Here is a 22157-nt window from a genome sequence, read left to right as displayed (position 1 = left end):
GACATGGCCTGGAAGCATTCGCCCGCCAGCCGCGATCCGGCCGCTTCGCTGCATCGGCTGAGTCTTTGGTTCTATGTGCTTGTGGGGTTGGACGTCGCGGCGGCGGTGATGTTCGGCCAGTTCGCGCGCTCGATACGCGACAGCTACGCAGCGGCGGCATTAGCGACCGAACCTGGGCAATTGGGCAACCTCGCGATCGCGCTGTGCACGATGATGCTGGCGATCAACACGGTGTTCGCGCTGCTGCATCTGGCGACCGCGTTGAGCCTGCGCCGGCCGCGCTCGCGCGCGCTGTGCATCGGGGTGTCGGCGCTGAGTTGCCTGCTGTTTCCGTTCGGCGCCATTGCCGGCGCATACGCCCTGACCCTCTTGCGCGCAACGCCGATCAAGGCGTTGTTCGCTTCCGCGCGATGAGCGCGCCCTCCACAGGAGACACCGGAATGTCCCAGACCGACCCGCGTGCGACGGCCAACGCCGAAGACGCTTCGCATCTGCAGATCCTCAGCATCGTCTATTACGTGTTCGCCGCACTCGACCTGTTGTCGATCGGCTTCATCGCGCTGTACGGCGCGATGATGTCGAGCATGTTCAGCATGGACCAGGCCTCGAACGCGAGTTCGGCGCCGCCGCAGGCGTTCATCAACATGATCGTCGGCTTCTGCGCGTTCGTCGCGCTGTTGTCCCTGCTGTTCGCGGCGCTGCATTTCGCCACCGCGCGGCGCCTGCGCGACCGTCGCGGCCTGGGCTTCTGCCAGGTCGTCGCCGGCCTGACCTGCCTGTCGGTTCCGCTGGGCACGACGCTGGGCGTATTCACTTTCATCGTGTTGGGACGGCCTTCGGTGAAGGCATTGTTCCAGGCACGATCCTGAGCGCATCGGCTCGCCGCGACCGCGGCGGCCGCTCGCCGACTCATCAGCGATATTTCATTGGCAGTAAGGAGCGAGACATGGGCGCGTGGGGTTTTGGCAGTTTCGAGAACGACGACGCCGCCGATTGGCTGGACGAGTTGGGCGACCATCAGAGTCTGGCGCTGGTGCGCGAAACCATCGCCGCGGTGCTGGAGGCGGAGGAACAATTGGAAGCGCCCGAAGCCTGCGCGGGCATCGCCGCGGGCGAGCTGATCGCCGCCGCCATCGGCCGGCCCTCGGGCGCCGCGCGCAAGCAGGAAGAGTTGATGATCTGGATTTCGAAGATGCGGCCGTCGCCGGACGCGGCCTTGATCGCCGACGCGGTCAGCGCGATCGATCGTATCCTCGGCCCGGAATCGGAACTGCGCGAGCTGTGGGCGGAAACCGACGACTTCGCCGCGTGGCAGGCGGATGTGGCGCAGTTGCGCTCGCGCTTGGCGTTCTGAGCGGCCCTAGAACGTATCGACATCGCCCCGGGCGGTAGCCGCGCGAGCTATCTGCACCGAACCCGGCCGGGGCGGCCGTGGAACCCTGAACACAACCGGACCGACTAGACAGGTCCACCCGGTTGTCCCCGCCCTGTCATCACCGGGTTGCGCTCGCCGCCCAAGCTGGACGCCTGTTCCTCAGCGCTTCCGGCCGTCATGACCTACCGTCTCGCCTTGTTCGATATCGCCGGCACCACCGTGTCGGATCCGGGCTTCGTCGCCCAGGCTTTCGTCGGCGCGATGACCGCCGCCGGCCATCCGATCGACCACGAGGCCTGTCGGCCGCTGATGGGCTATCCCAAGCCGCTGGCGATCGCGCGTCTGCTCGGCGATCGGGCCAGCGACGCGGCGGTCAAGGCGATCCACGAAGATTTCGTCCAGCGCATGCTGGTGTGCTATCGCGAATGGCCGGGCATCGAACCGCTGCCGGGCGCGGAATCGATCTTCGCCCTGCTGCGCGCCAACGGCATCAAGGTCGCGCTCAACACCGGTTTCTCGCGCGACATCGCCGACGCCATCATCGAGCGCCTGCGCTGGGCCGATCGCATCGACGCGCTGATCGCCAGCGACGAAGTCGCCCAAGGCCGGCCCGCGCCGGACATGGCGCAGGCCTTGATGCAGCGGTTCGCCATCGACGATCCGGCGCAACTGGTCAAGGTCGGCGACACCGAAGTCGATATCGGCGAAGGCCGCAACGCCAGGACCGGATTGGTAGTGTCGGTCACCACCGGCGCCTTCACCCGCGCCGAACTGGAGCCATACCGGCCCGACCGCATCATCGATTCCTTGTTCGAACTGCCGGCGCTGCTCGGCCTCGCCGACGGCGCGCGCAACGCCGCGGCATGAAGCGCGTGCGCGCCCACACCGGCGAGGGCATGCGCCAGTGGCAGGTGACCCTGCTCGCCGGCGGCGCGGCGCTGGTCACCTACGCGTGCATGTACGCGTTCCGCAAACCGTTCGCGGCCGCGTCGTTCCAGGGCCAGCAATGGCTGGATGTCGATTACAAAGTGTGGCTGGTGGTCGCGCAGATCCTGGGCTACATGTGCAGCAAGTTCATCGGCATCGGCGTGATCGGCGGACTGCGCCGCGACCGCCGCGCGCGCCTGCTGCTGATGTTGATCGGCGTGGCGTGGCTGGCTTTGCTCGGCTTCGCCCTGGTGCCGGCGCCGTGGAATATCCCGTTCCTGTTCCTCAACGGCCTGCCGCTGGGCATGGTCTGGGGCCTGGTGTTCAGCTATCTGGAAGGCCGCCGCACCACCGAGGCGATGGGCGCGATCCTGGCGTCGAGTTTCATCATGGCCTCGGGCATCGTCAAAAGCGTCGGCAAGTGGCTGCTGCTGACGGGGGTGAGCGAATTCTGGATGCCGTTCCTGACCGGGCTGTTGTTCCTGCCGCCGCTGGTGATCGCGCTGCATTTCCTCGAACGCATCCCCGAGCCCGACGCCGACGATCGCCGCGAACGCAGCGAGCGCCTGCCGATGAACCGCAACGAGCGGCGCGCCTTCGTGCGCCGGTTCCTGCCGGGATTGGCGCTGATGATCCTGTGCTACGTGGCGCTGACCGTGGTGCGCGACTTTCGCGACAACTTCGAGGCCGAGCTGTTCAACGATCTGGGCTACGGCGGCAATGCGGGCGTGTTCGCGTTGATCGAGACGCCCATCGCCTTGGCGGTGCTCGCGTTGACCGCTGGGCTGACGTGGTTCCGCGACAACCTGCGCGGCCTGATGGCGCTGCACGGGCTGATGTTCGCCGGCCTCGCCGTCGCCGGTGTCAGCACGCTCGCGTTCCAGTCCGGCACGTTGCCGCCGCTGTGGTGGCTGGCGTTGGTCGGATTCGGCCTGTACCTGGCCTATGTGCCGTTCAACTGCGTGTTCTACGAACGATTGATCGCGACCTTCCGCGTCGCCGGCAACGTCGGTTTCCTGATGTATCTGTCGGATGCCTTCGGCTATCTGGGCAGCGTCGCGGTGCTGCTGACGAAGGAATTCTCCGGCCTGCAGCTGTCGTGGACGCAATTCTTCGCCCAGACCGTGCTGGCCCTGGCCGCGCTCGGCGGCGCCTGCCTGCTGCTGTCGGCGGTATATTTCCATCATCGCGCGACGCGCCGCTCCAGCGCGCCGACGCTCGCGCCCATCTGAACTTTCGCCAACGCATCGTCCATGAAATCCGAATCCGCTCTCGTCATCGGCGCCGGCATCGTCGGCCTGTCCATCGCCCGCGCGCTCGCCGTGCGCGGCCACCGCGTCACCGTCCTGGAACGCTACGACCGCGCGGTCGGCGCTTCGGTGCGCAACTTCGGCATGATCTGGCCGATCGGCGTGACCAACGGTGCCGCCTACGAGCGCGCCCTGCGTTCGCGCGCGATCTGGCAAGAAGTTATCGACGGCGCCAAGCTCTGGCACGACCCCTGCGGCTCGCTGCACATGGCCTACGAGCAAGACGAATGGGAGGTGCTGGAACAATACGCGGCCTCCAACCGTTCGCTGCGTCCGTGTTCGCTGCTCGATCGCGACGCGGCGCTGGCGATCTCGCCGGCGCTGGTCGGCGAGAACCTGCGCGGCGCGCTGTTCAACCGCGACGAGATGATCGTCGATCCGCGCCAGGCCCTGGCTGCGCTGCCGGGCTATCTGCACGAACGCTACGGCGTGGAATTTCATTGGCGCACGCCGGTGACCGCGGTGGAAAGCGGACGCGCGCATTCGGGCGCGCGCCGCTTCGAGGCCGACCGGGTGTTCGTGTGCAACGGCCCTGACTTCGAACAGTTGTATCCGCAGGTGTATGCGGCGGCGCCGCTGACCCGCTGCAAGCTGCAGATGATGCGGCTGGCGGCGCAGCCGGACGGTTTCCGCCTGGGCTCGGCGCTGTGCGGCGGCTTGTCGCTGGTGCATTACGCCGGCTTCCAGCAGGCCGCCGACGTGGCGCCGCTGCGCGCGCGCTATCAGGAACAGTTCGGCGAACTGATCGAACTGGGCATCCACGTGATGGCGGCGCAGAACGGCCGCGGCGAAATCACCATCGGCGACTCGCACGCCTACGCGCATACGCACGACCCGTTCGACGAGCACAGCATCAACGCCAAGGTGCTGGATTACCTGGGCCGGTTCCTGCGCCTGCCCGATCCGCGCGTGATCCAGACCTGGCACGGCATCTATCCCAAGCTCACCGACGGCAGCAGCGAATTCGTCGCCGAGCCGGCGCCGGGCGTGACCATCGTCAACGCCATTGGCGGCGGCGGACTGGGCATGACCTTGAGCTTCGGGCTGGCGGAAGAAATCGTCGATGGCCGCTACGGTGCGGTGCGCCGGTCGGCGGCCTGAAAAATTCGAGACCGCAACAACACGACGCAAAAATCTCCGCGCCGACCATTCCTGCCGGCGCGGAGACGTTGCACGACTATCGGCTCATGATCGGGCCGATGTCCGCATCGTGCGGATCGATGCGTCGATCAATTGCCCCACAGCTCTTCGACGCCGCCCGAACATGCGGCCGACGCGGCACCGGCCGCGACCGCGCCGCCCGGGATCGCGCTCACGCCGACCGCGCAACCCACGTCGGCGCCGACCACGGTGATGACCTGCAGCACGACCTGCCACCACTTGCGCCGGGCGTGCTGGACCTGACCGGCGTCGGCTTCGACGTCATAGCGCTTGTTCCAGAATTCCAGCGAATGGCGCGCGGTGCTCAGGCCGGCGAGCACGGCCTGGCCGCCCTGGCTCTTCGGGTCGAGCTGGACGATCGCTTCGTTTTCGATCTTGGCCAGCTGCGCGTCGATCTCGGCCGCCGATTGCGCGTCGGTGGACAAGGCGCGATCGATGCGATCCAGGAACGCGGCTTCGCGCGTATCGAAATACTTGCGGAACGGCGCGACGCGCTCGCCGAAGCGCAGGTCGCGCTGGGTCGGCATGTACGGGGCGTAGGTGGCGATGAATTCCTCGCGCGAACCTTCCGGACGGTAGCCGCACAGATCCACCACGTCTTCCAGCAAGCTGCCCTTGCGCGTGCCGTTGTCGCTCTGCGCGACCAGGCAGCCCAGATATGCGTTGTGTTCCGCGCCGACCGTGTCCATCGGGTTGCCGGCCAGCGCGGGCGCGCAGGCTCCGGCCAACAGCGCCACGCCGATCCAGCGGCCCATGCGCGTTCCATGCTTGGCGATCGAATGCTTGATATCCATTGCGTTGCGATTCCTTGGAGTGAATGGAGTGAAAGGACTCGAACCTGAGTCGTGTATGGTCCGCGGCGCTTTTGGGCGACTTCGGCGACATGCGCGGGGCGATGTGCGAAGCGTCGATGCGATAGAAGAGCGCCGCCGACATCGATCATTTACCGACGCGTCGCGGCGATTTACGAGGAAGGAGTCGGGATCGAATCGGGCCTGCGCGGGTCGCGGCGGGTACATTCGCGGCGTACGCGAAGCCGAGCGCGAACTGCGTCACAGGCGCGATGCACGCGCGGCGAATGCGGCGGACACGCGACGACGCGCTGCGCACATCGAGCGCAACGAAAAGTAATAAGTGACCGGAGTCGGAATTCGAAGCAGTCCGGGATTCGCCGACGCGATCGCGCGCGACGGCCTTGCGCCGTCGTCCATCCGAACATGCAGTGCGATATGCCTCGCCAATCCAATCGCGGGCTATGGCGTCCTGATACGCCATAGCCCGCGGCGTCCAGCCCGCTGGCTCCCCCGTCGGACTGACCGCACCCGCCAACGCCGCGCTGCAAGCGCCGCATGACCGACCGCAGCGGCATCCGTGCCGATACGGGGCGGGCTGCATATCCCTATGCCCAACCGGTCCGGCGCATTCGCGCGGTCCGCCCGTGAGGCTCGCGATGGAGCCGCGGACGACGCGATCGCGCGCCGAACCCGATGGTTTCGCACCCGCCGCATGCGCGGCGGATGTTGCCGGGTCCGTTCCCGGGACCCGGGCCTTCCCTAGCCGACCTCAGCGAACCGCGCCCCGGTGCGGCCCGGGGCGCGATCCGATGAGCCGCCGTGCCCCGCTCCTTCCGGGAGCGTTCCTTCCGGAGCGGATCGCGACGGAAACCGATGACGTGTTCGCCTTCCTTGGCCGGCGCAACATCGTTCGATCGTGTCCGGATCGGGTCGATGTCCGCGCTTCAGCGACGTCTTTATTTACCGCTGCGCGGCGCCGTTTTGCGAGGAAGGATGTGGGACCGAACCGGGACGAAATGGGAAGATTTCCAGCACCATGCGACGGCACACTGGCCCATAGCGCAAACGCGATCACAATCCGATCGTGTCCGCACGCAAGTTCATCCGGAAACGTTCCCACTTTGTGCCCGCTATTTGTTTGGACGCGCCGCCGAGCGGGTTCGTAGGCTGGGCGCTCCTGATCACTCGCCTACAGGGGGCGATAATGAAAACCTTATTTGCGACGCTGGCGCTGTGCGCGGCGCTTGTGGCCAGCACCGCCACTTCGGCTCACGACAACGACGCGGCCTGTCTGGATCCGGGCGCGCAGGTGATCGACGCGGGCTCGTTCAGCTTCACCCCGACCCAGCTGACCCAGTTCGAGGCGCTGCACAGCGGCAGCGGCGGCATGTGCACGCCGACCAGTTGCGGCATCGTCGATGACCATTGGGCGATCGCGACCTTGATGATCGCCAACTACTGCCAGGACAAGTCGCCCGGCAGCACGCCGCAGGTGATCTCGCCGTCGGTCTACAACGATGTGCAGTACCACCACAGCGGCTACAGCTTCAGCGGCCGCGGTGCGCAGAATCTGGTCGGCCGCTGCGTCTACTGCAAGCTTCCCAGCGATACGCCGATCAAGCCGTCGGCCGTCGCCGGCGGTCACTGAGTAACCCCGCGCCGCCACGCGCCGGTGTGCCGCCCGCCTGCGGGGGCAGCCTGGGCTCACACCAGCGCGTGGCGTCGTGTATAGGCCAGCACCGCATCGACGTGGCGCTGGAGTTCGTCGCGCACCGGCTCCTCCAGCGCGCATTCGGCCAGGACGTAGTAGCCCGAGCGCAGCACGTCGCGCCAGCGCGGTTGGCGCGGCAGCTTGGACAGGCTCAGGTAACGCTCCATCGCCCGTGCGCGCAGACGGCCGTCGTCGACGGTGACGCGCCAGATCCGGCTCTTTTCCGCCAGTTCCAGTCGGCCCTGGCCGGTGCTGCGTTCCCAGGCTTCGACCACCGCCAGCATCAGTTCCACCAGCGCGCGGCGGAACGACAAACGTAGTTCTTCGTCGGCCATCGCCGGCGCTTCCACGCCCAACGGATCGGCTCCGGCGTTTTCGCCCGCGGTCGTCGCGCCATCGTGCGCGGCGGAGGATTTCAGCCCCAGCACGATCAGGCCTTCGCCCTGCCCGCTTTCGCTGAGCTGCGCGCGCAGGGGTTCGGCCTGCGCGCCGAGTCTGAAATCGAAGCCCTGCGGCGCGGAGGATTCGTCCAGATGCTCCAGCGCCTGGGCGAAACGCAGGGCGTCGGGTTCGTCCAGCAGTTCGCCGAACGCGCGTCCGGCCAGCGGTGCGGCTTGCGAGGGTTGCAGCAATTCGCCGGCGCTGCGGTTGGCCGCCAGCACCTGGCCGCCGGCATCGAGCACCAGCACCGCGTCGTCGCGGCTGTCGAGCGCGGCCTGCAGGCGCGCGCGATCGACGCCGAGTTCGGCGGCGGCGCGGCGGTAGTAATCGACCTCCTCCGCCAAGCGCGCCTGACGCGCCGCTTCGGCCACGCGCGCGCGATGCTGCCGGCGCAGGAAGAACACCGTCAGCCCCAGCAAGGCCGCCAGCGCCGATACCACCGTCAGCCACAACGCCAGCGTGCGCTGCTTCAGGCTCAGCGCGCGCACCTGGTTCTGCGTCGCCAGCGCGGCGATGGTGCGGTCGCGTTCGGCGGTTTCGAAACGCAGTTGCATCCACTTCATCTCGCGGTCGTAACGCGCCTCGCGCAGCGCGCGCGCGGCGTCCTCGGATTCACGCAGCGCGGCCATCGCCTGCGGCCATTCGCCCAGCGCTTCGAAGTCGCGCGCCAGTTCCGCCAGCAGGTCCGGACGATCGCTGTCCTGCACCGCCAATGCGTTCAAGGCCTGGCTCATGCGCTGCTGAGCGGCGCGCGCCTGGCCGCGCAGGCGGTCGCCGCGCGCGGCCTGCAATTGCAGCGGCGCCGGCACGATGGTCTTGGCGTCTTGCGCCGCGATCGCCAGGCCGCTGTCGGTCCAGCGCTTGGCTGCGGCCACATCGCCGCGTTCGATCGCGGCGCGGCCGAGTTCGCTGTAGGTGCGCATCAGGTATTTCTTGTCGCCGGCCTGGATCAGCTCGTCGCGCGCCTGGGTCAGCAGGCTTTCCCCGCGCTGCAGCTCGCCGTTGTTCAGCGCCAGCACGCCCAGGCTCGACAGCACGTGGCCGGCCTCGGCCTTGTTGCCGTCGCGCAGGAATTCGGCGCGGGCCTGATCGTAGTGACGGATCGCGTTGGCGTTCTCGCCCAGGTCGCGATAGATGTCGGCGATGTTGTTCAAGGTCTTGCCGGCCTCGGCCTGCGGCAGGCCGCGCTGCAGCTCCAGGCTGGTCATCAGCGCCTGCAGCGCGCCGCGGTAATCACCGAGCCGGCGCAGCGCCGAACCGATGTTGTTCCAGGTCTTGGATTGCGCCGGGCGGTCCTCGTTGCGCTCGGCCAGCTTCAGCGCGCGCTTGAATTTTTCCAGCGCCTGCGCCGGGCATTCGCGCCGGTAATCGAGCACGCCGCGGCGACGCAGCAACTCGTGTTCGATCGCCGCGGCCGGATGCGCGCCGGCGGCCGACTCGGCGCAATCGAGCACCGCCGCGGCGGCGGCGAATTCGCCTTTGTTCTGCAGCTCGACGCTGCGCTCGTACAACGCCGTCAGCGTCGCCGGCATGTCACCGTCGGGCTCGCGCCGGTAACGGCGCAGGCATTCGGCCGGATCGGGCAGCACCACCGCCTGTTCCAAGCACGTCGCCGCGCCCGCCTCATTGCCCTGTGCGGTCTGTGCCAGCGCCACCGACGGCGCGATCAACGCCGCCCACATCCACACCCACCGCATCGCCCTGTCCGTGCCCACGCTCGCCCCCGTGCCGCCGCAGCCGGCAGCTTTGCCGATTCGGGCTGGAAGCGGAAGCTGAGCGGCGGGGCGCGATCGCCGCCGCGGGGCGACTTCACGCGCTGCGTCACAGTAACGGCGGGCCGCCATCGCAATCGCGGTGGCTCGGGCCCGCTGGCCGGGCCACCGCCGGACCGGCTCGCGCCGGTCCGGCAGGGTCGGCTCAGCGCTCGATCGTCAGACCCAGCTTGTCCGCGAACGCATCGCCGGTGGCGTTGCCGTGCTCGAAGCGGATTTCCACTTCGGCCCATTGCGCGTCGGCCGGGACGCGGCCCTGCAACGCGTAGGTCTGCAAGGCGCCGTTGCCGCCGGCGGGCGCGAGTTCGAACGCGCTGCCGGTGTAGAGCGCTTGCAGGCCCGGCCAGCTGGAGGCGCTGATCGCCGCCGGATAACCGGCGTCGGCGCGATCGAGCACGCGGTCGTAACGCAGATACTCGCCGGGCTTGAAGACGTACGACTTGCTGTTGGCGAAGTTCAGCGCGCCCGACCAGTTCGCCGGCCAGTAGCCGCTGCCCGGCCAGGTGGCGTCGGACAGATAGCCGGGGTAATAGCTGTCGGCGCGATCGCTATCGAGGTTGTAGCGGATGTACTGATCGCCCTTGAAGAAATACAGCTTGCTGCGGCTGAAGAAGAACGTCGCTTCGATGTCGCGCGCGCCGCCGGCGAATTTCTCCAGGCCCGGCCAGCTGCCGGCGATCGCCGCGGGATAGCCCGGGTCGGCGCGGCGCGCGGCCAGGTCGTAGCGCAGGTACTGCGCGTCCTTGAAGAAGTACACCTTGCCGTTGCCGGCTTCGAAAGCCGCGTCGATATCGCGCGCGCCGCCGGCGAATTTCTCCAGCCCCGGCCAGTTGGCGGCGATGGATTGCGGATAACCGCTGGCGACGCGGTCGGCGGCGATGTCGTAGCGATAGTAGTCGCTGCCGCGGAACACGTGGCCGATGCCGGCGGCGCTGAAGCTGGCCAGTCCGCGCAGATCGTAGAAGCGCAGGAACACCCGCGCGCGATGGCCGCTGGATGCGCCCAGATCGGCGTTGAACTTGAACGTCGCCGCGCCGTCGCTGAGGTTCAGCCCGCGCAAGTCCACACGCTGGCTCAGAGTATTGCTGCGCGAGGTATCGCGACCGATCAGCAGATTCGCGCCGCCGCCGCTGGGCCGCGCCGGCAACCACGCGTACTGCGCGTAGTTCACCACTTGTCCGCCGTTGCCCTTGCGCCAGCCCGGCACGTCGCTGTCGTAGGCGCGATCGATGCGGCCTTGCGAATATTCGGCATCGGCGTTGGCAAGCAGATTCACGCCGAACGCCGGCGCGGCTTCGCGCGCGGGCTTGTGCATCGGCCGGCCGTCGAGACCGGCCGGCACCGCCAGGCCCAGATGGGCGAGGATGCTCGGCGCGACATCGACCTGGCGCGGCGCCAGACGCAGCGGCTCCAGGCCGAGCTTGGGCACGGATTCGCCGCTGAAGGCGATCAGCGCCTTGCGGTCTTCCGGCGTGTTGTGGCCGTGATGGATCGAGCCGCCGTGATCGGTGCCGACGATGATCAGCCAGTCTTCGTTGGCGTAGTTCGCACGCGCGCGCAGCTTGGCCGTGAGCTGGCCGATGTAGCCGTCGATGCCGCGGATCGCTGCGGTATAGCCGCTGGCGTCGCGGTTGAAGTACGCGCCGGCGTGGCCGGCTTCATCGGGTTGATTGAAATCCAGCAGCAGCACATCCGGACCGGCCGCCTCGCCGAGCAGTTCCAGCCCCTTGCTCAGCACGTTTGCGTCGCTGCCGGCGTTGTAGACCGTGTCGGCCTTCCACGGAATCTCGGTAGCCAGCGGCGACCACGACAAGGCCGCGGCGGTGCGCTTGCCCGGCGCGACCGCTTCGACGCGGCTCAGCACGTCGGGCCATGCAGCGTAATTCTTGCCCTTGAAGCTGTTGTCGTAGACGCCGTGCTTGTCGCGCTCCACGCCGGTGAACAGCGACGACCACCCGGTGCCGCTGATGGCGGTGTCGGCGGTGAGTCCTTCGCGGCCGAGATAACCGTCGGCGACCAGGGCGTCGAGGTTCGGCGTGGGCGTGGTGCCGTACACGTCGCCGCGAAACCCGTCGGTGCCGATGAACAACACCTTCGGCGTCTTGGCCATGGCCGGCGCGGCGCAGGCCAGCGCCAGAAGGATGGAAGCAGCGATACTGGAACAATGCAATCGGGAACGCGGCATGCGGTGCTCCTGCGGTGAAAGGAGCCCGCAGGCTAGGACGCATCGCCAGCCACTGGCGTGACTCAAACCGCGCAACCGCCAGGGCCTGGCAAGTTCATGTCACGAATCGGTCATCACCATCAGCTGCACCCAGTCGCCGGCGAAGGAAGTCACGCCGAACTGCACCGGCACGCCCTGGGTATCGACGTTGAGCGAGTGCACGCACAACACCGGCCGGCGCGTGGACTGGCCGAGCACGCGCGCGACTTCGGCGCCGGGCAGGCGCGCCATCACCGAGGTGTGCTTGCGCAGATAATCGCGTACGCCGAATTCGGCCAGGGTGCGGGTCACCGACAATTGTTCGGCGAATACACGGTCCAGGCCGGGGAAACGCGAGGCCGGAAACCAGGCCTCGCTGTGGTCGACGGTGCGGCCTTCGACTTCGCTGGAATAGACGATGCGGTGCACGCGTTCGCCCGAGATCAGCCCCAGCGAGCGCGAGACCTGGCGCGGCGGCGTCTGGATGCCCGCTTCGATCAGGCGATAGCGGCTTTCCACGTTGAGGTCGTGCATGGCCTTGCCGAAGCGGGTGCGGCGGCCGATCGGATAGTGATAAGGATGCTCCTGCACGAAGCTGCCGCGGCCGGTTTCGGTGCGCAGGAAGCCGCGTTCTTCCAGGGCTTCGATGGCGCGGCGCACGGTGTGGCGGTTGACGCCGAAGCGCTTGGCCAGATCGAACGCCGACGGCAGTTTGTCGCCTTCGCTCAGGTTGCCGGCGCGGATGTCCTTCAGCAACGAGGCCTCGATCTGTTGCCACAGCGGCAGCGCGGCATCGCGCTGGGCGGGGTGATCGCCCGCGGCGGCGTCGCCCTCGCGATGCGGGTTTTCGTCCGGCGCGAACAGCGCGGCGGCCGTGTCGGCGGAGTCGCTGGCTACGACGGCTCGCTGGGTGGATGTCATACAACCTCCATCTGCGCCTGTTTGACTAGACAGGTCGGGCTCGGCATCAGCGGCCATGAGAACGCGTCGGCGTTGCATGGCCGTGACAGAACCCGCCGCCGTGCCGCTTCCCGTTTAGGCAGATGACCGAACTGTTGCTCGACAACGCACGACTGATCCTGCCCGAGGCGGTGATCGCCGGGCATGTGCTGATCGCCGACGGCCTGATCCGACAGATCGGCCAGGGCCGCAGCCACTCGCCGGCCGCGCTGGATTGCGAAGGCGATTACCTGCTGCCCGGCCTGGTCGAGCTGCACACCGACAATCTGGAAAAACACCTGCTGCCGCGCCCCGGCGCGCACTGGCCGGCCGCCGCCGCGCTGCGCGCGCACGATGCGCAGCTGCTGGCCGCCGGCATCACCACCGCGCTCAACGCCATCTCGGTAGGCGAAGAGGACGCCGAGGAAGCGGTCGATCCTCAGGCGTTGTTGACGGCGCTGGCCGAAGCGCGCGAAGACGGCGGCCTGCGGGTCGAGCACGCCGTGCATCTGCGCTGCGAACTGCCCTGCCCGGATCTGCCGGCGCGGCTGCAACCGCTGTTGCGCACGACCGGGCTGCGGCTGATGTCGTTGATGGATCACACGCCCGGGCAGCGGCAATTCCACGATCTGGAGCTGTATCGCGGCTACAGCGCGCGCCACGGCAACGCCCGCGATCACGAGCAGTTCCAGGCGCGCGTGCAGCATCTGCAGCAATTGCAGCGGCGTCATGCCGATGCCCATCGCCGCGTGGTGCTGGCCATGGCGCGCGATCTCGGCCTGCCGCTGGCCAGCCACGACGATTCGGATCTGAACCACATCGCCGAAGCGGTCGAAGCCGGCGCGTGCATCGCCGAATTCCCGGTCAACCTGGCCACCGCCAACGCCGCGCATGCAGCCGGTCTGCAAGTGCTGGCGGGCGCGCCGAATCTGGTTCGCGGCGGTTCGCACAGCGGCAACGTCGCCGCCAGCGATCTGGCGCGCGCGGGCGTGCTCGACGTGTTGTCGTCGGATTACGTGCCCGGCAGTTTGCTGATGGCGGCGTTCCAGTTGGGCGAGTGGGAATCGATCGGCCTGGCGCGCGCGGTCGCTATGGTTACGCGCACGCCGGCGCGGGCGGTGGGTTATCGCGATCGCGGCGAGATCGCTCCGGGCCTGCGCGCGGATCTGCTGCGCGTGCGGGTGTCGCGCGGCTTGCCGCAGATCGAGGCGGTGTGGGTAGGCGGCAAGCAACGCTACTGACAAACCACTCCGCGCCTCTCTCCCACCCATCGCCAGCAGTTCCCCCCTTTGAAAAAGGGGGGGGTAGGGGGGATTTGCTGTTGCTGTTGCTGTTGCTGTTGCGCACGCAAAAGCAAATCCCCCGCGCTCCAATCATTCCCTTCGAAACTCACTCGCGCCGGGCGCTCGCCCCCCTTTTTCAAAGGGGGAAAATTTAAGGGCGGCCACAGCAGAAAACACCCTTTTCGAAACCCACGCCACAAACTGAACGCGCCGCCCATCACGACCGACTAGACAGGTACGCCGCGCAGTCCGTCCCGCGCGTACGGGCCTTCATATCGCCTCGCTGTAATGCCGCCAGACGCCGCAGCCGTGGCGCGCATTCCTCGAGAACCGCATGAAAACCCCGACCCGCACTCCCCTGGCGCTGGCGCTGCTCGCCGTGCTGCCCCTGGTCTGTCAGGCACAAACCCCGTCCACGCCCGCCGACGCCGGCGTGCGCAACGCCAGCACCGCCGCGGTCGTCGCCGGTGGCGCGCCGCTGGAAACCGCAGCGACCCTGGATACGATCTCGGTGATCGGCCATCGCGAGGTGCGCCAGGTCCAGCACATCGGCAAGGTCGAGCTGCAGGCCAGCGCGCTGGGCACCAATCCGGTCAAGGTGCTGGAGAAACTGCCCGGCGTGCACTTCGTCTCCTCCGATCCGTGGGGCAGCTACGAGTGGTCCAACCGCATCGCCATCCGCGGTTTCGCCCAGAACCAACTGGGCTACACGCTCGACGATCTGCCTCTGGGCGACAACAGCTACGCGAACAACAACGGCCTGTCGCCCAATCGCGCGATCCTGCCGGAGAACATCGCGCAGCTCGAACTCGCGCAAGGCTCCGGCGCGTTGCGCATTCCCTCCACCAGCAATCTGGGCGGCGCGTTGTTGCTGCATTCGTCCGACCCGGAAAGCGAATTCGGCGCGCGCGTCAACCTCGCCTACGGCGACAACGCCACCTTGCGCAGCTTCGTGCGCGTGGACACCGGCGATCACGGCGGCTTCAGCGCCTACGTCTCGGGCATGCACAGTCAAGCCGATCGCTGGAAAGGCGCCGGCGTGCAGGAGCAGCAACAGTTCAACGGCAAGGCGGTCTATCAGTGGGATCGCGGCCGCGTCGCCGCGTGGCTGTCCACTTCGCGCCGCAATGAGACCGATGATCAGGACATGTCGCTCGACCTGATCCGCCGCTGCGGCTACGACTGGGACAACTACGCACCCGACTGGCAGCGCGCGCTCGCCGCCGCCAAGGGCCAGTTCAGCGGTTGCATGAAAACCAAGGACGATGCGTATTACCTCGCGCGCGGCATGCGCAACGACGATCTGGCCAGCGTGTCGGGCGAGTTCGATCTCAACGACCAGCTGCGCCTGAACGCCACCGCCTACTACCATCGCAACGAAGGCCAGGGCCACTGGTTCACGCCCTACATCAGCTCGCCGACGATCCCGATGGCGCTGCGCATCACCAGCTACGACATCGAACGCAGCGGCTTGAACGCGCGTCTGGCCTACACCCTGGACCAGCACACGCTGGAAGGCGGCTTCTGGTTCGAAGACAGCGTGCACGGCGCCGGCCGCAGCTTCGTCAATATCGCCGGGCCCATCGACGATCAGCGCTTCTTCGATCCGAGCGAGTTCGCCCAGCGCCTGTTCCGCCAGCGTTTCGATACCCGCACGCGGCAGTGGTTCCTGCAGGACACGATGCGTTTGCTCGACGAACGCCTGACCATCAACGCCGGTTTCAAGGGCCAGGACGTGGTCACCGACGGCACCGTGGTGGTTCCCGGCCGCGCCGGCGGACGCCTGAGCACGCGCGACAATTTCCTGCCGCAGCTCGGCCTGTCGTGGAAGTTGAACGAGCAAAGCGACGTGTTCGCCAACTACGCGGAAAACCAGGCGGCGTTCCGTCCCGGCGTCAACGGCGCGTGGTCGCTGACCCAGGCGTCCTTCGACCTCAGCCGCGCCAGCGCCAAGCCGGAGGAGTCCAAGACCCTGGAACTGGGCTGGCGTTACGGCGACGATCGCTATCAGCTGTCCACCACCTTGTACGGGGTCAACTTCGATAACCGCCAGTTGGTGATCGTGCCCTGCCCCGGCGTGGTCAGCTGTCCGAACCAGTTCGCCAACGTCGGCAAGGTGCGCACGCTCGGCGGCGAATTCGCCTTCGTGTGGACGCCGACCGAACACCTGCGCTGGCTCACCAGCTATGCCTACAACGATTCGCAGTACCGCTCGAATTACCTCAGCAGCGGCAAGCTGGTGCAGGTGCGCGGCAAGCAGGTGGTGGATACGCCCAAGCAGTTGTTCGCCACCGAGATCAGCTACGGCGCCGGCGATTTCGAACTGCGCCTGGGCGGCAAGTACACCGGCAAGCGTTACTACACCTACACCAACGACGCCGGCACCGACGCGTTCTGGCTGTGGGACGCGGGAGTGAGCTGGCAGCGCAAGGACGTGGGACAGATCAAGTCGCTGCGGGTTGGGCTGAACGTCTACAACCTGCTGGACAAGACTTATATCGCCACCTTGGGCAGCAACGGCTTTCGCGACACCGATCCGCAGGGGACGTTCCAGACCTTGCTGACAGGCGCGCCGCGGCAGTGGTTTGTTTCGGTGGATGCGAAATTCTGAGTTCTTGCGGATTCGCGCCCCTCACCCCGGCCCTCTCCCGCAAGCGGGAGAGGGAGCAAAAAGCGGCTCTTGAACCCCTCTCCCACTTGCGGGGTCAGGGGCCGTGCTTGCGAGCCATTGGCTCGCGCGGCACCGAACGCCCGAACGCTACGCGTTCGGGCCGGGGTGGGCCGGGGTAAGGGCCGCCCCGCCCAATGCCGCCGGATCGCCTAAAATGCCGCTCCGCACCCACCGCGCAGCCTGCAATGCCCCAACCGCTCCCCCGCATCGCCGTCCTCGCATCGGGCCGCGGCAGCAACCTGCAGGCCGTCATCGACGCCATCGCCGCCGGCACGCTGGCCGGCGAGATCGTCGGGGTCTACTCCGACAAGCCCGGCGCGGTCGCGCTGCAACGCGTCCCCGAGGCGCTGCGCTGGTCGGCCGAGGCCAAACGCTTCCCCAGCCGCGAGGCCTTCGACGCCGAACTCGCCGACGCGGTCGCCGCCTCGCGCCCGGACTGGGTGCTGTGCGCGGGCTACCTGCGCATCCTCGGCGACGCCTTCGTCCAGCGCTTCCGCGGCCGCACCATCAACATCCACCCCTCGCTGCTGCCCAAGTTCCGCGGCCTGCGCACCCATGCGCGAGCCATCGAGGAAGGCGAGCAAGAACACGGCGCCAGCGTGCATTTCGTGATCCCGGAACTCGACGCGGGCGCGTTGATCGCGCAGGCCGTGGTGCCGATCCACAGCGGCGATACAGCCGACTTGCTTGCCGAACGTGTCCTCAGCGTGGAACACCCCTTATTGCTGGCGGTAATGAGACTGGCGACCCTCGGCCGGCTGGCTGAACACGGCGCAACCGTGAGCCTGGACGGTCATCCGCTATTTACGCCGCTGCGTTTAGATTTCGCCGGCCGATTGACCGACCCGGGCAACGGCAGCGCGGTGTGAACGCCGCGCCCGCGGCGGCAACGCGCGGCCCGGGCACGCACTCTCCCCTCGCGCTGCACGCCCCAGGACTTACCCGCGTCATGAAGTCCCTCCTGCCCCTGTTCCTGGCCGCCCTGACCGGCGTGGCCGCCCCCGGCAGCGCGCTCGCGCTGGAACCGTTCGTGGCCAATTACCAGGTCTTCAACGGCGGCAAGGCGCTGGGCGATGCGACCATGCAGGTCAAGTCCGAATCCGGCCATTGGCGCATCGACCTCGACATCCGCGCCGAGCACGGCATGATGGGCTTCACCGGCGCGGCCGCGCAGCAGAGCACGCTGTTCGACTTGGTCGGCGACACTTACCGGCCGTTGAGCCAGACGATGGTACGCAAGGTGCTGTTCTCCAAGCGCACCATCACCGGCACCTACGACTGGAGCAAGCACGCCGCGCAATGGAGCGGCGACATCAAGGAGCACCGGCGCAAGCCCATCGCGCTGGAGGACGGCGACATGAGCGGCCTGCTGATCAACCTGGCGGTGGTCCGCGACGCCCAGCCCGGCAAGACCTTGAACTATCGCTTCGTGGATTCCGGGCGTTTGCGCCCCCATCAATACCTGGTGGCCCAGGAGCTGGAAGGCGTCAAGGTAGACGACATGAGCTTCAACGCGATGCGCGTCAACCGCGTGCAGAGCGGCAACGAGGAAACCTCGATCTGGGTGGTCGATGGCGTTCCCACCCCCGTGCGCATCCTGCAGCGCGAAGATGGCCAGGACACCTACGATTTACGTCTGGTCGAATACAAAGGAGTCAACGAACAATGACGACCCACCTGTCCACCAAGATTCGCTTCGCCGCCCTGGCCTTCGCCCTGGCCGCGGCCAGCGCCCCGGCCGCGGCGGTCAAGCCGTTCAGCGCCGACTATCAGGCCAGCTACATGGGCATCCAGGGCGCCGGCCGCATGAGCCTGGCCCAGGCCGACGGCAACCGCTGGAAGTACAACCTGTCGATCTCCAGCCCGCTGGCGGAACTGCAGCAGAGCACCACCTTCGACGAAAACGGCGGCCAACTGCGTCCGCTCAGCGGCAGCGATTCCAGCAAAGTGCTGACCAAGAAGAAGACCAAGAACGCCAGCTACGACTGGTCGCGCGGCGTGGCGACCTGGAGCGGCGACGTCAAGCCCGACCGCGCCGGCCCGATCAAGCTGCAGTCCGGCGATCTGGACGCGCTGCTGATCAACCTGGCGCTGGTGCGCGACGCCAACGCCGGCAAACCGATGAGCTACCGCATGGTCGAAGACGGCCGCACCAAGCAGCTGACCTACACCGTGGTGGGCAAGGAAGCGATCACCATCGGCGGCAAGTCGCAACAGGCGACCAAGGTGTCGAGCAAGAACGGCGACAAGGAAACCATCGCCTGGGTGGTGCCGGGCATGCCGGTGCCGGCGCGGATTCTGCAGCGCGAGAACGGCAACGATGCGATCGATCTGCGGGTGCAGGCGGTGCGTTGAGGCGGGCGATGGCGTAACCATCTGACTGGTTGGATCGCAGTATCGGCCAGACGAAAAAGCCCCGCGGATGCGGGGCTTTTTCTTTGACGCATCCGGCGTTCATCGCTACGGCGCTTGTCCCCCTCTCCCGCTTGCGGGAGAGGGCTGGGGTGAGGGGATGAGCGCCGCAGGCGCGAATGCCTTTGCTTGGCGCCTTCGACAACAAAAGCGAGAAGCAAAAGCGCCCTCACCCTAACCCTCTCCCGCAAGCGGGAGAGGGAAAGCATTCGTCAAGCGCGTAGCCCGCCGCGGCGTTGCCTCACCCAACCCGAGAAATCTTCGCCCCAAGCTTCGACAACTTCTCTTCGATGTTCTCGTAGCCGCGGTCGAGGTGATAAATGCGATCGATCGTGGTCTCGCCCTGCGCCACCAGTCCGGCCAGGATCAACGACGCCGAAGCGCGCAGATCCGTCGCCATCACCGGCGCGCCGCTGAGCTTGGCGACGCCGCGCACCACCGCGGTGTGGCCGTCCACGCGAATGTCCGCGCCCAGGCGCAGCAGTTCGTTGACGTGCATGAAGCGGTTTTCGAAGATGGTCTCGTTGATCACGCCCGCGCCTTCGGCGATGCAGTTGAGCGCCATGAACTGCGCCTGCATGTCGGTCGGGAACGCCGGGTACGGCGCGGTCACCAGATCCACCGCGCGCGCGCGGCGGCCGCCCATGTCCAGGGTAATGCGGTCGCCATCGACCTCGATCTTCGCGCCCGCGTCGCGCAGCTTGTCGAGCACCGAATCCAGGGTGTCGGCGCGGCTGCCGGTGATCGTCACGCGGCCTCCGGTCATCGCCGCGGCGACCAGGAAGGTGCCGGTTTCGATGCGGTCGGGCAGGACGTCGTGGCTGCCGCCGTGCAGTTTTTCCACACCGTGGACCACGATCCGGCCGCTGCCGGCGTGCTCGATGTTGGCGCCCAGGGCGTTGAGGCAATCGGCCAGATCGACGACTTCCGGCTCCATCGCCGCGTTTTCCAGCACGCTGGTGCCTTCGGCCAGAACCGCGGCCATCAGCACGTTCTCGGTGCCGGTCACCGTCACCACGTCGAAGACGAAGCGCGCGCCCTTCAGGCGGCCGTTACGCTGCGCCTTGATGTAGCCGTTCTCGACCGTGATCTCAGCGCCCAGCGCCTGCAGCCCCTTGATGTGCTGATCGACCGGTCGCGAACCGATCGCGCAACCGCCCGGCAGCGAGACCTCGGCCTGGCCGTACTTGGCCAGCAGCGGCCCCAGTACCAGCACCGAGGCGCGCATGGTCTTGACCAGCTCGTACGGCGCGACGTGGCTGTTGACCGTGGTCGGATCGACCGTGATCGTCGCCCCTTCGCTGCTCACGCCCGCACCAAGCTCGCCCAGCAGCTTGGCGGTGGTCAGCACGTCGTGCAGGCGCGGCACGTTGCGGATCGTCACCGGCGCGTCGGCCAGCAAGGTCGCGCACAGGATCGGCAGGACAGCGTTCTTGGCGCCGGAAATCTTGACTTCGCCGTTGAGCGGCTGGCCGCCTTCGACCACGATTTTTTGCATTGGGGAGCCGGGAATGAGATGGGAGGAGCGGAATGCCGTAAGCGGCAATGGTAAAAGCCCGCCGCGGCGCGTGGGTGAGGCGACGGTGAAGTCGGCCCCCGCCCTCGGCGCTTACGACTTGCCGAATTGGGCCTCTTCCGGCGTCATCGTCTTCAGCGCCAGAGCGTGGATCTCGCCGCCCATGCGCTCGCCCAAGGTCGCATAGACCAGGCGGTGACGGGCCAGCGGCAGCTTGCCGCGGAACGCCTCGGCCACGACGGTGGCCTCGAAATGGACGCCGTCGTCGCCTCGCACCTGCGCTTGCGCGCCGGGCAGGCCTTGTTCGATCAGGGTGCGGATGGTTTCGGCGTTCAACTCAGAGCCTCTGGACGGTACGGCCCGGGGACGGGCCGAAGGGGAAAAAGCGGCGACCGGGTCGGCGCAGCCTGGCTGCGCGGGCCCGAGGCCGGCTGAATGCGGATGGCCATACGGCGCGGATGTGCCGGCCGGAACGGCGCTGGGCGGACGAACCGCTTAGAATTGGCGGATTAGCCTAGCGGAAAGCCCTTCGGTTCGAAATGGCGACCTTCGACACGGCACCTCTATGACCGGCCTCCCCATGACCCGACCCGTCCCCGCCAGCGACCCCAATGCCTTGCTCGTCGGCCGCGCCGAAACCGGGCTGGCCGAGAGCGGCCGGCGCGTGTTCGAAATCGAGGCCCAGGCCCTGGCCGCGGTGGCCGAGCGCATCGACGGCGACTTCACCGCGGCCTGCAAGCTGATCCTGGGCGCCCATGGCCGCGTGGTTTGCACCGGAATGGGCAAGTCCGGGCACATCGCGCGCAAGATCGCGGCGACCCTGGCCTCCACCGGCACGCCCTCGTTCTATGTCCATCCCGGCGAGGCCGGCCACGGCGACCTGGGCATGATCACCGACGCCGACGTGGTCCTGGCCCTGTCCTACTCGGGCGAAAGCGACGAAGTGCTGATGCTGCTGCCGGTGCTCAAGCGCCAGGGCAACGCGGTGATCGCCATGACCGGGCGCCCGCAATCCACCCTGGCGCGCGAATCGGACGTGCACCTGGACGTCAGCGTCCCGGCCGAGGCCTGCCCGCTGGCGTTGGCGCCGACCTCCAGCACCACCGCCTCGCTGGCGATGGGCGATGCGCTCGCCGTCGCGTTGCTGGAAGCGCGCGGCTTCACCGCCGACGACTTCGCCCGCTCGCATCCGGCCGGCGCGCTCGGCCGCCGGCTGCTGCTGCACATCACCGACATCATGCACGCCGGCGAAGAAGTGCCGCGCGTGTCCGCGCAAGCCACCGTCAGCGAAGCGCTGGTGGAGATGAGCCACAAGCGCCTGGGCATGACCGCGGTGGTCGACGACGACCAGCGCCTGATCGGTCTGTACACCGACGGCGACTTGCGCCGCACCCTCGACGATCCCGGCGTGGACCTGCGTTCGACCCGGATCAAGGAAGTGATGACGCGTTCGCCGAAGACCATCGGCGCCGACGCGCTGGCGGTGGAGGCCGCGCAGCTCATGGAAACTCACAAGATCAGCGGCTTGCTGGTCGTGGATACTGAACGACGCGTGGTCGGCGCGCTCAACATTCACGACTTGTTGCGGGCCCGAGTGGTTTAACGGCCGGGATTGGGGATTTGGGATTCGTGATTCGCAAAG

The 22157-nt window shown here is 67.6% G+C and carries 19 protein-coding genes; 13 read left to right on the top strand and 6 right to left on the bottom strand.

Annotated features, from left to right (window positions below; genetic code table 11):
* Positions 1 to 3: 3 nt before the first annotated feature.
* From LG3211_RS05730 to LG3211_RS05705, 6 genes are all read left to right on the top strand, one after another.
* Entirely contained in the window at positions 4 to 414 is a 411-nt protein-coding gene (locus LG3211_RS05730; protein WP_057941978.1) for a hypothetical protein, read from the top strand.
* Positions 415 to 440: 26 nt separating this feature from the next.
* A complete protein-coding gene (locus tag LG3211_RS05725; protein WP_057941977.1) occupies positions 441 to 869 on the top strand; it encodes a hypothetical protein in 429 nt (142 codons plus the stop codon).
* Positions 870 to 946: 77 nt separating this feature from the next.
* Complete coding sequence (locus LG3211_RS05720; RefSeq protein ID WP_057941976.1) at positions 947 to 1354, top strand: DUF4259 domain-containing protein; 408 nt, start codon at positions 947 to 949, stop codon at positions 1352 to 1354.
* 198 nt (positions 1355 to 1552) lie between these two features.
* Positions 1553 to 2242, top strand: coding sequence for an HAD family hydrolase (locus tag LG3211_RS05715; protein WP_057941975.1), 690 nt, complete (start codon positions 1553 to 1555; stop codon positions 2240 to 2242).
* Positions 2239 to 3534 carry a DUF5690 family protein gene (locus tag LG3211_RS05710; RefSeq protein ID WP_057941974.1) on the top strand — a complete coding sequence of 432 codons (1296 nt, stop codon included), beginning with the start codon at positions 2239 to 2241 and terminating at the stop codon, positions 3532 to 3534. Before LG3211_RS05715 ends, LG3211_RS05710 begins: the two co-directional genes overlap by 4 nt.
* Before the next feature lie 21 nt (positions 3535 to 3555).
* Positions 3556 to 4713 carry a TIGR03364 family FAD-dependent oxidoreductase gene (locus LG3211_RS05705; protein ID WP_057941973.1) on the top strand — a complete coding sequence of 386 codons (1158 nt, stop codon included), beginning with the start codon at positions 3556 to 3558 and terminating at the stop codon, positions 4711 to 4713.
* A gap of 128 nt (positions 4714 to 4841) precedes the next feature.
* On the opposite strand, the gene LG3211_RS05700 is transcribed toward LG3211_RS05705, so the two are convergent.
* On the bottom strand, positions 4842 to 5567 hold the full coding sequence (locus LG3211_RS05700; protein ID WP_057941972.1) for a hypothetical protein: 726 nt from the start codon (positions 5565 to 5567) through the stop codon (positions 4842 to 4844).
* A 1204-nt stretch (positions 5568 to 6771) separates the two neighbouring features.
* On the opposite strand from LG3211_RS05700, the gene LG3211_RS05695 reads away from it, so the two are divergent.
* Entirely contained in the window at positions 6772 to 7215 is a 444-nt protein-coding gene (locus LG3211_RS05695; protein ID WP_057941971.1) for a hypothetical protein, read from the top strand.
* A 56-nt stretch (positions 7216 to 7271) separates the two neighbouring features.
* Here LG3211_RS05695 and LG3211_RS05690 read toward each other — a convergent pair whose 3' ends face one another.
* The 3 genes from LG3211_RS05690 to phnF form a co-directional block, all read right to left on the bottom strand.
* Entirely contained in the window at positions 7272 to 9416 is a 2145-nt protein-coding gene (locus tag LG3211_RS05690; RefSeq protein ID WP_187313138.1) for a tetratricopeptide repeat protein, read from the bottom strand.
* 220 nt (positions 9417 to 9636) lie between these two features.
* The gene (locus LG3211_RS05685) at positions 9637 to 11676 is read right to left on the bottom strand and encodes a hemopexin repeat-containing protein (protein WP_083512338.1); all 2040 of its coding nucleotides are present in this window, start codon (positions 11674 to 11676) and stop codon (positions 9637 to 9639) included.
* A gap of 99 nt (positions 11677 to 11775) precedes the next feature.
* Complete coding sequence (gene phnF / locus LG3211_RS05680) at positions 11776 to 12615, bottom strand: phosphonate metabolism transcriptional regulator PhnF (protein ID WP_057941968.1); 840 nt, start codon at positions 12613 to 12615, stop codon at positions 11776 to 11778.
* A gap of 122 nt (positions 12616 to 12737) precedes the next feature.
* Between phnF and LG3211_RS05675 the strand changes: the two genes are divergently transcribed.
* The 5 genes from LG3211_RS05675 (at position 12738) to LG3211_RS05655 (ending at position 18942) form a co-directional block, all read left to right on the top strand.
* Positions 12738 to 13874, top strand: coding sequence for an alpha-D-ribose 1-methylphosphonate 5-triphosphate diphosphatase (locus LG3211_RS05675; protein ID WP_057941967.1), 1137 nt, complete (start codon positions 12738 to 12740; stop codon positions 13872 to 13874).
* Between the two features lie 376 nt (positions 13875 to 14250).
* Entirely contained in the window at positions 14251 to 16527 is a 2277-nt protein-coding gene (locus LG3211_RS05670; RefSeq protein ID WP_057941966.1) for a TonB-dependent receptor, read from the top strand.
* A gap of 245 nt (positions 16528 to 16772) precedes the next feature.
* The gene (gene purN, locus LG3211_RS05665) at positions 16773 to 17456 is read left to right on the top strand and encodes a phosphoribosylglycinamide formyltransferase (protein WP_057941965.1); all 684 of its coding nucleotides are present in this window, start codon (positions 16773 to 16775) and stop codon (positions 17454 to 17456) included.
* Between the two features lie 80 nt (positions 17457 to 17536).
* Complete coding sequence (locus tag LG3211_RS05660) at positions 17537 to 18256, top strand: DUF3108 domain-containing protein (RefSeq protein ID WP_148648768.1); 720 nt, start codon at positions 17537 to 17539, stop codon at positions 18254 to 18256.
* The gene (locus LG3211_RS05655; protein WP_057941964.1) at positions 18253 to 18942 is read left to right on the top strand and encodes a DUF3108 domain-containing protein; all 690 of its coding nucleotides are present in this window, start codon (positions 18253 to 18255) and stop codon (positions 18940 to 18942) included. The genes LG3211_RS05660 and LG3211_RS05655 overlap by 4 nt, the downstream gene beginning before the upstream one ends.
* A gap of 298 nt (positions 18943 to 19240) precedes the next feature.
* Here LG3211_RS05655 and murA read toward each other — a convergent pair whose 3' ends face one another.
* Both murA and LG3211_RS05645 read right to left on the bottom strand, forming a co-directional pair.
* Positions 19241 to 20497, bottom strand: coding sequence for a UDP-N-acetylglucosamine 1-carboxyvinyltransferase (murA, locus tag LG3211_RS05650; RefSeq protein ID WP_057941963.1), 1257 nt, complete (start codon positions 20495 to 20497; stop codon positions 19241 to 19243).
* 111 nt (positions 20498 to 20608) lie between these two features.
* Positions 20609 to 20851: a BolA family protein gene (locus LG3211_RS05645; protein ID WP_057941962.1), complete on the bottom strand. Its 243-nt coding sequence runs from the start codon at positions 20849 to 20851 to the stop codon at positions 20609 to 20611.
* A gap of 244 nt (positions 20852 to 21095) precedes the next feature.
* Here LG3211_RS05645 and LG3211_RS05640 point away from each other — a divergent pair, with 244 nt between their 5' ends.
* Positions 21096 to 22118: a KpsF/GutQ family sugar-phosphate isomerase gene (locus tag LG3211_RS05640; protein WP_057941961.1), complete on the top strand. Its 1023-nt coding sequence runs from the start codon at positions 21096 to 21098 to the stop codon at positions 22116 to 22118.
* Positions 22119 to 22157 lie beyond the last annotated feature (39 nt).

Origin of the sequence: Lysobacter gummosus, assembly GCF_001442805.1 — a bacterium.
GTDB classification, from domain to species: domain Bacteria; phylum Pseudomonadota; class Gammaproteobacteria; order Xanthomonadales; family Xanthomonadaceae; genus Lysobacter; species Lysobacter gummosus.
The sequence above is the reverse complement of the archived record's forward strand: the minus strand, read 5'-3'. Positions and strand labels throughout refer to the sequence as shown.

Bases quoted from the DNA above. Each gene is read 5' to 3' on its own strand.
- LG3211_RS05730 (WP_057941978.1), top strand. From the start codon at position 4: ATGGCCTGGAAGCATTCGCCCGCCAGCCGCGATCCGGCCGCTTCGCTG.
- LG3211_RS05725 (WP_057941977.1), top strand. From the start codon at position 441: ATGTCCCAGACCGACCCGCGTGCGACGGCCAACGCCGAAGACGCTTCG.
- LG3211_RS05720 (WP_057941976.1), top strand. From the start codon at position 947: ATGGGCGCGTGGGGTTTTGGCAGTTTCGAGAACGACGACGCCGCCGAT.
- LG3211_RS05715 (WP_057941975.1), top strand. From the start codon at position 1,553: ATGACCTACCGTCTCGCCTTGTTCGATATCGCCGGCACCACCGTGTCG.
- LG3211_RS05710 (WP_057941974.1), top strand. From the start codon at position 2,239: ATGAAGCGCGTGCGCGCCCACACCGGCGAGGGCATGCGCCAGTGGCAG.
- LG3211_RS05705 (WP_057941973.1), top strand. From the start codon at position 3,556: ATGAAATCCGAATCCGCTCTCGTCATCGGCGCCGGCATCGTCGGCCTG.
- LG3211_RS05700 (WP_057941972.1), bottom strand. From the start codon at position 5,567: ATGGATATCAAGCATTCGATCGCCAAGCATGGAACGCGCATGGGCCGC.
- LG3211_RS05695 (WP_057941971.1), top strand. From the start codon at position 6,772: ATGAAAACCTTATTTGCGACGCTGGCGCTGTGCGCGGCGCTTGTGGCC.
- LG3211_RS05690 (WP_187313138.1), bottom strand. From the start codon at position 9,416: ATGCGGTGGGTGTGGATGTGGGCGGCGTTGATCGCGCCGTCGGTGGCG.
- LG3211_RS05685 (WP_083512338.1), bottom strand. From the start codon at position 11,676: ATGCCGCGTTCCCGATTGCATTGTTCCAGTATCGCTGCTTCCATCCTT.
- phnF (WP_057941968.1), bottom strand. From the start codon at position 12,615: ATGACATCCACCCAGCGAGCCGTCGTAGCCAGCGACTCCGCCGACACG.
- LG3211_RS05675 (WP_057941967.1), top strand. From the start codon at position 12,738: ATGACCGAACTGTTGCTCGACAACGCACGACTGATCCTGCCCGAGGCG.
- LG3211_RS05670 (WP_057941966.1), top strand. From the start codon at position 14,251: ATGAAAACCCCGACCCGCACTCCCCTGGCGCTGGCGCTGCTCGCCGTG.
- purN (WP_057941965.1), top strand. From the start codon at position 16,773: ATGCCCCAACCGCTCCCCCGCATCGCCGTCCTCGCATCGGGCCGCGGC.
- LG3211_RS05660 (WP_148648768.1), top strand. From the start codon at position 17,537: ATGAAGTCCCTCCTGCCCCTGTTCCTGGCCGCCCTGACCGGCGTGGCC.
- LG3211_RS05655 (WP_057941964.1), top strand. From the start codon at position 18,253: ATGACGACCCACCTGTCCACCAAGATTCGCTTCGCCGCCCTGGCCTTC.
- murA (WP_057941963.1), bottom strand. From the start codon at position 20,497: ATGCAAAAAATCGTGGTCGAAGGCGGCCAGCCGCTCAACGGCGAAGTC.
- LG3211_RS05640 (WP_057941961.1), top strand. From the start codon at position 21,096: ATGACCCGACCCGTCCCCGCCAGCGACCCCAATGCCTTGCTCGTCGGC.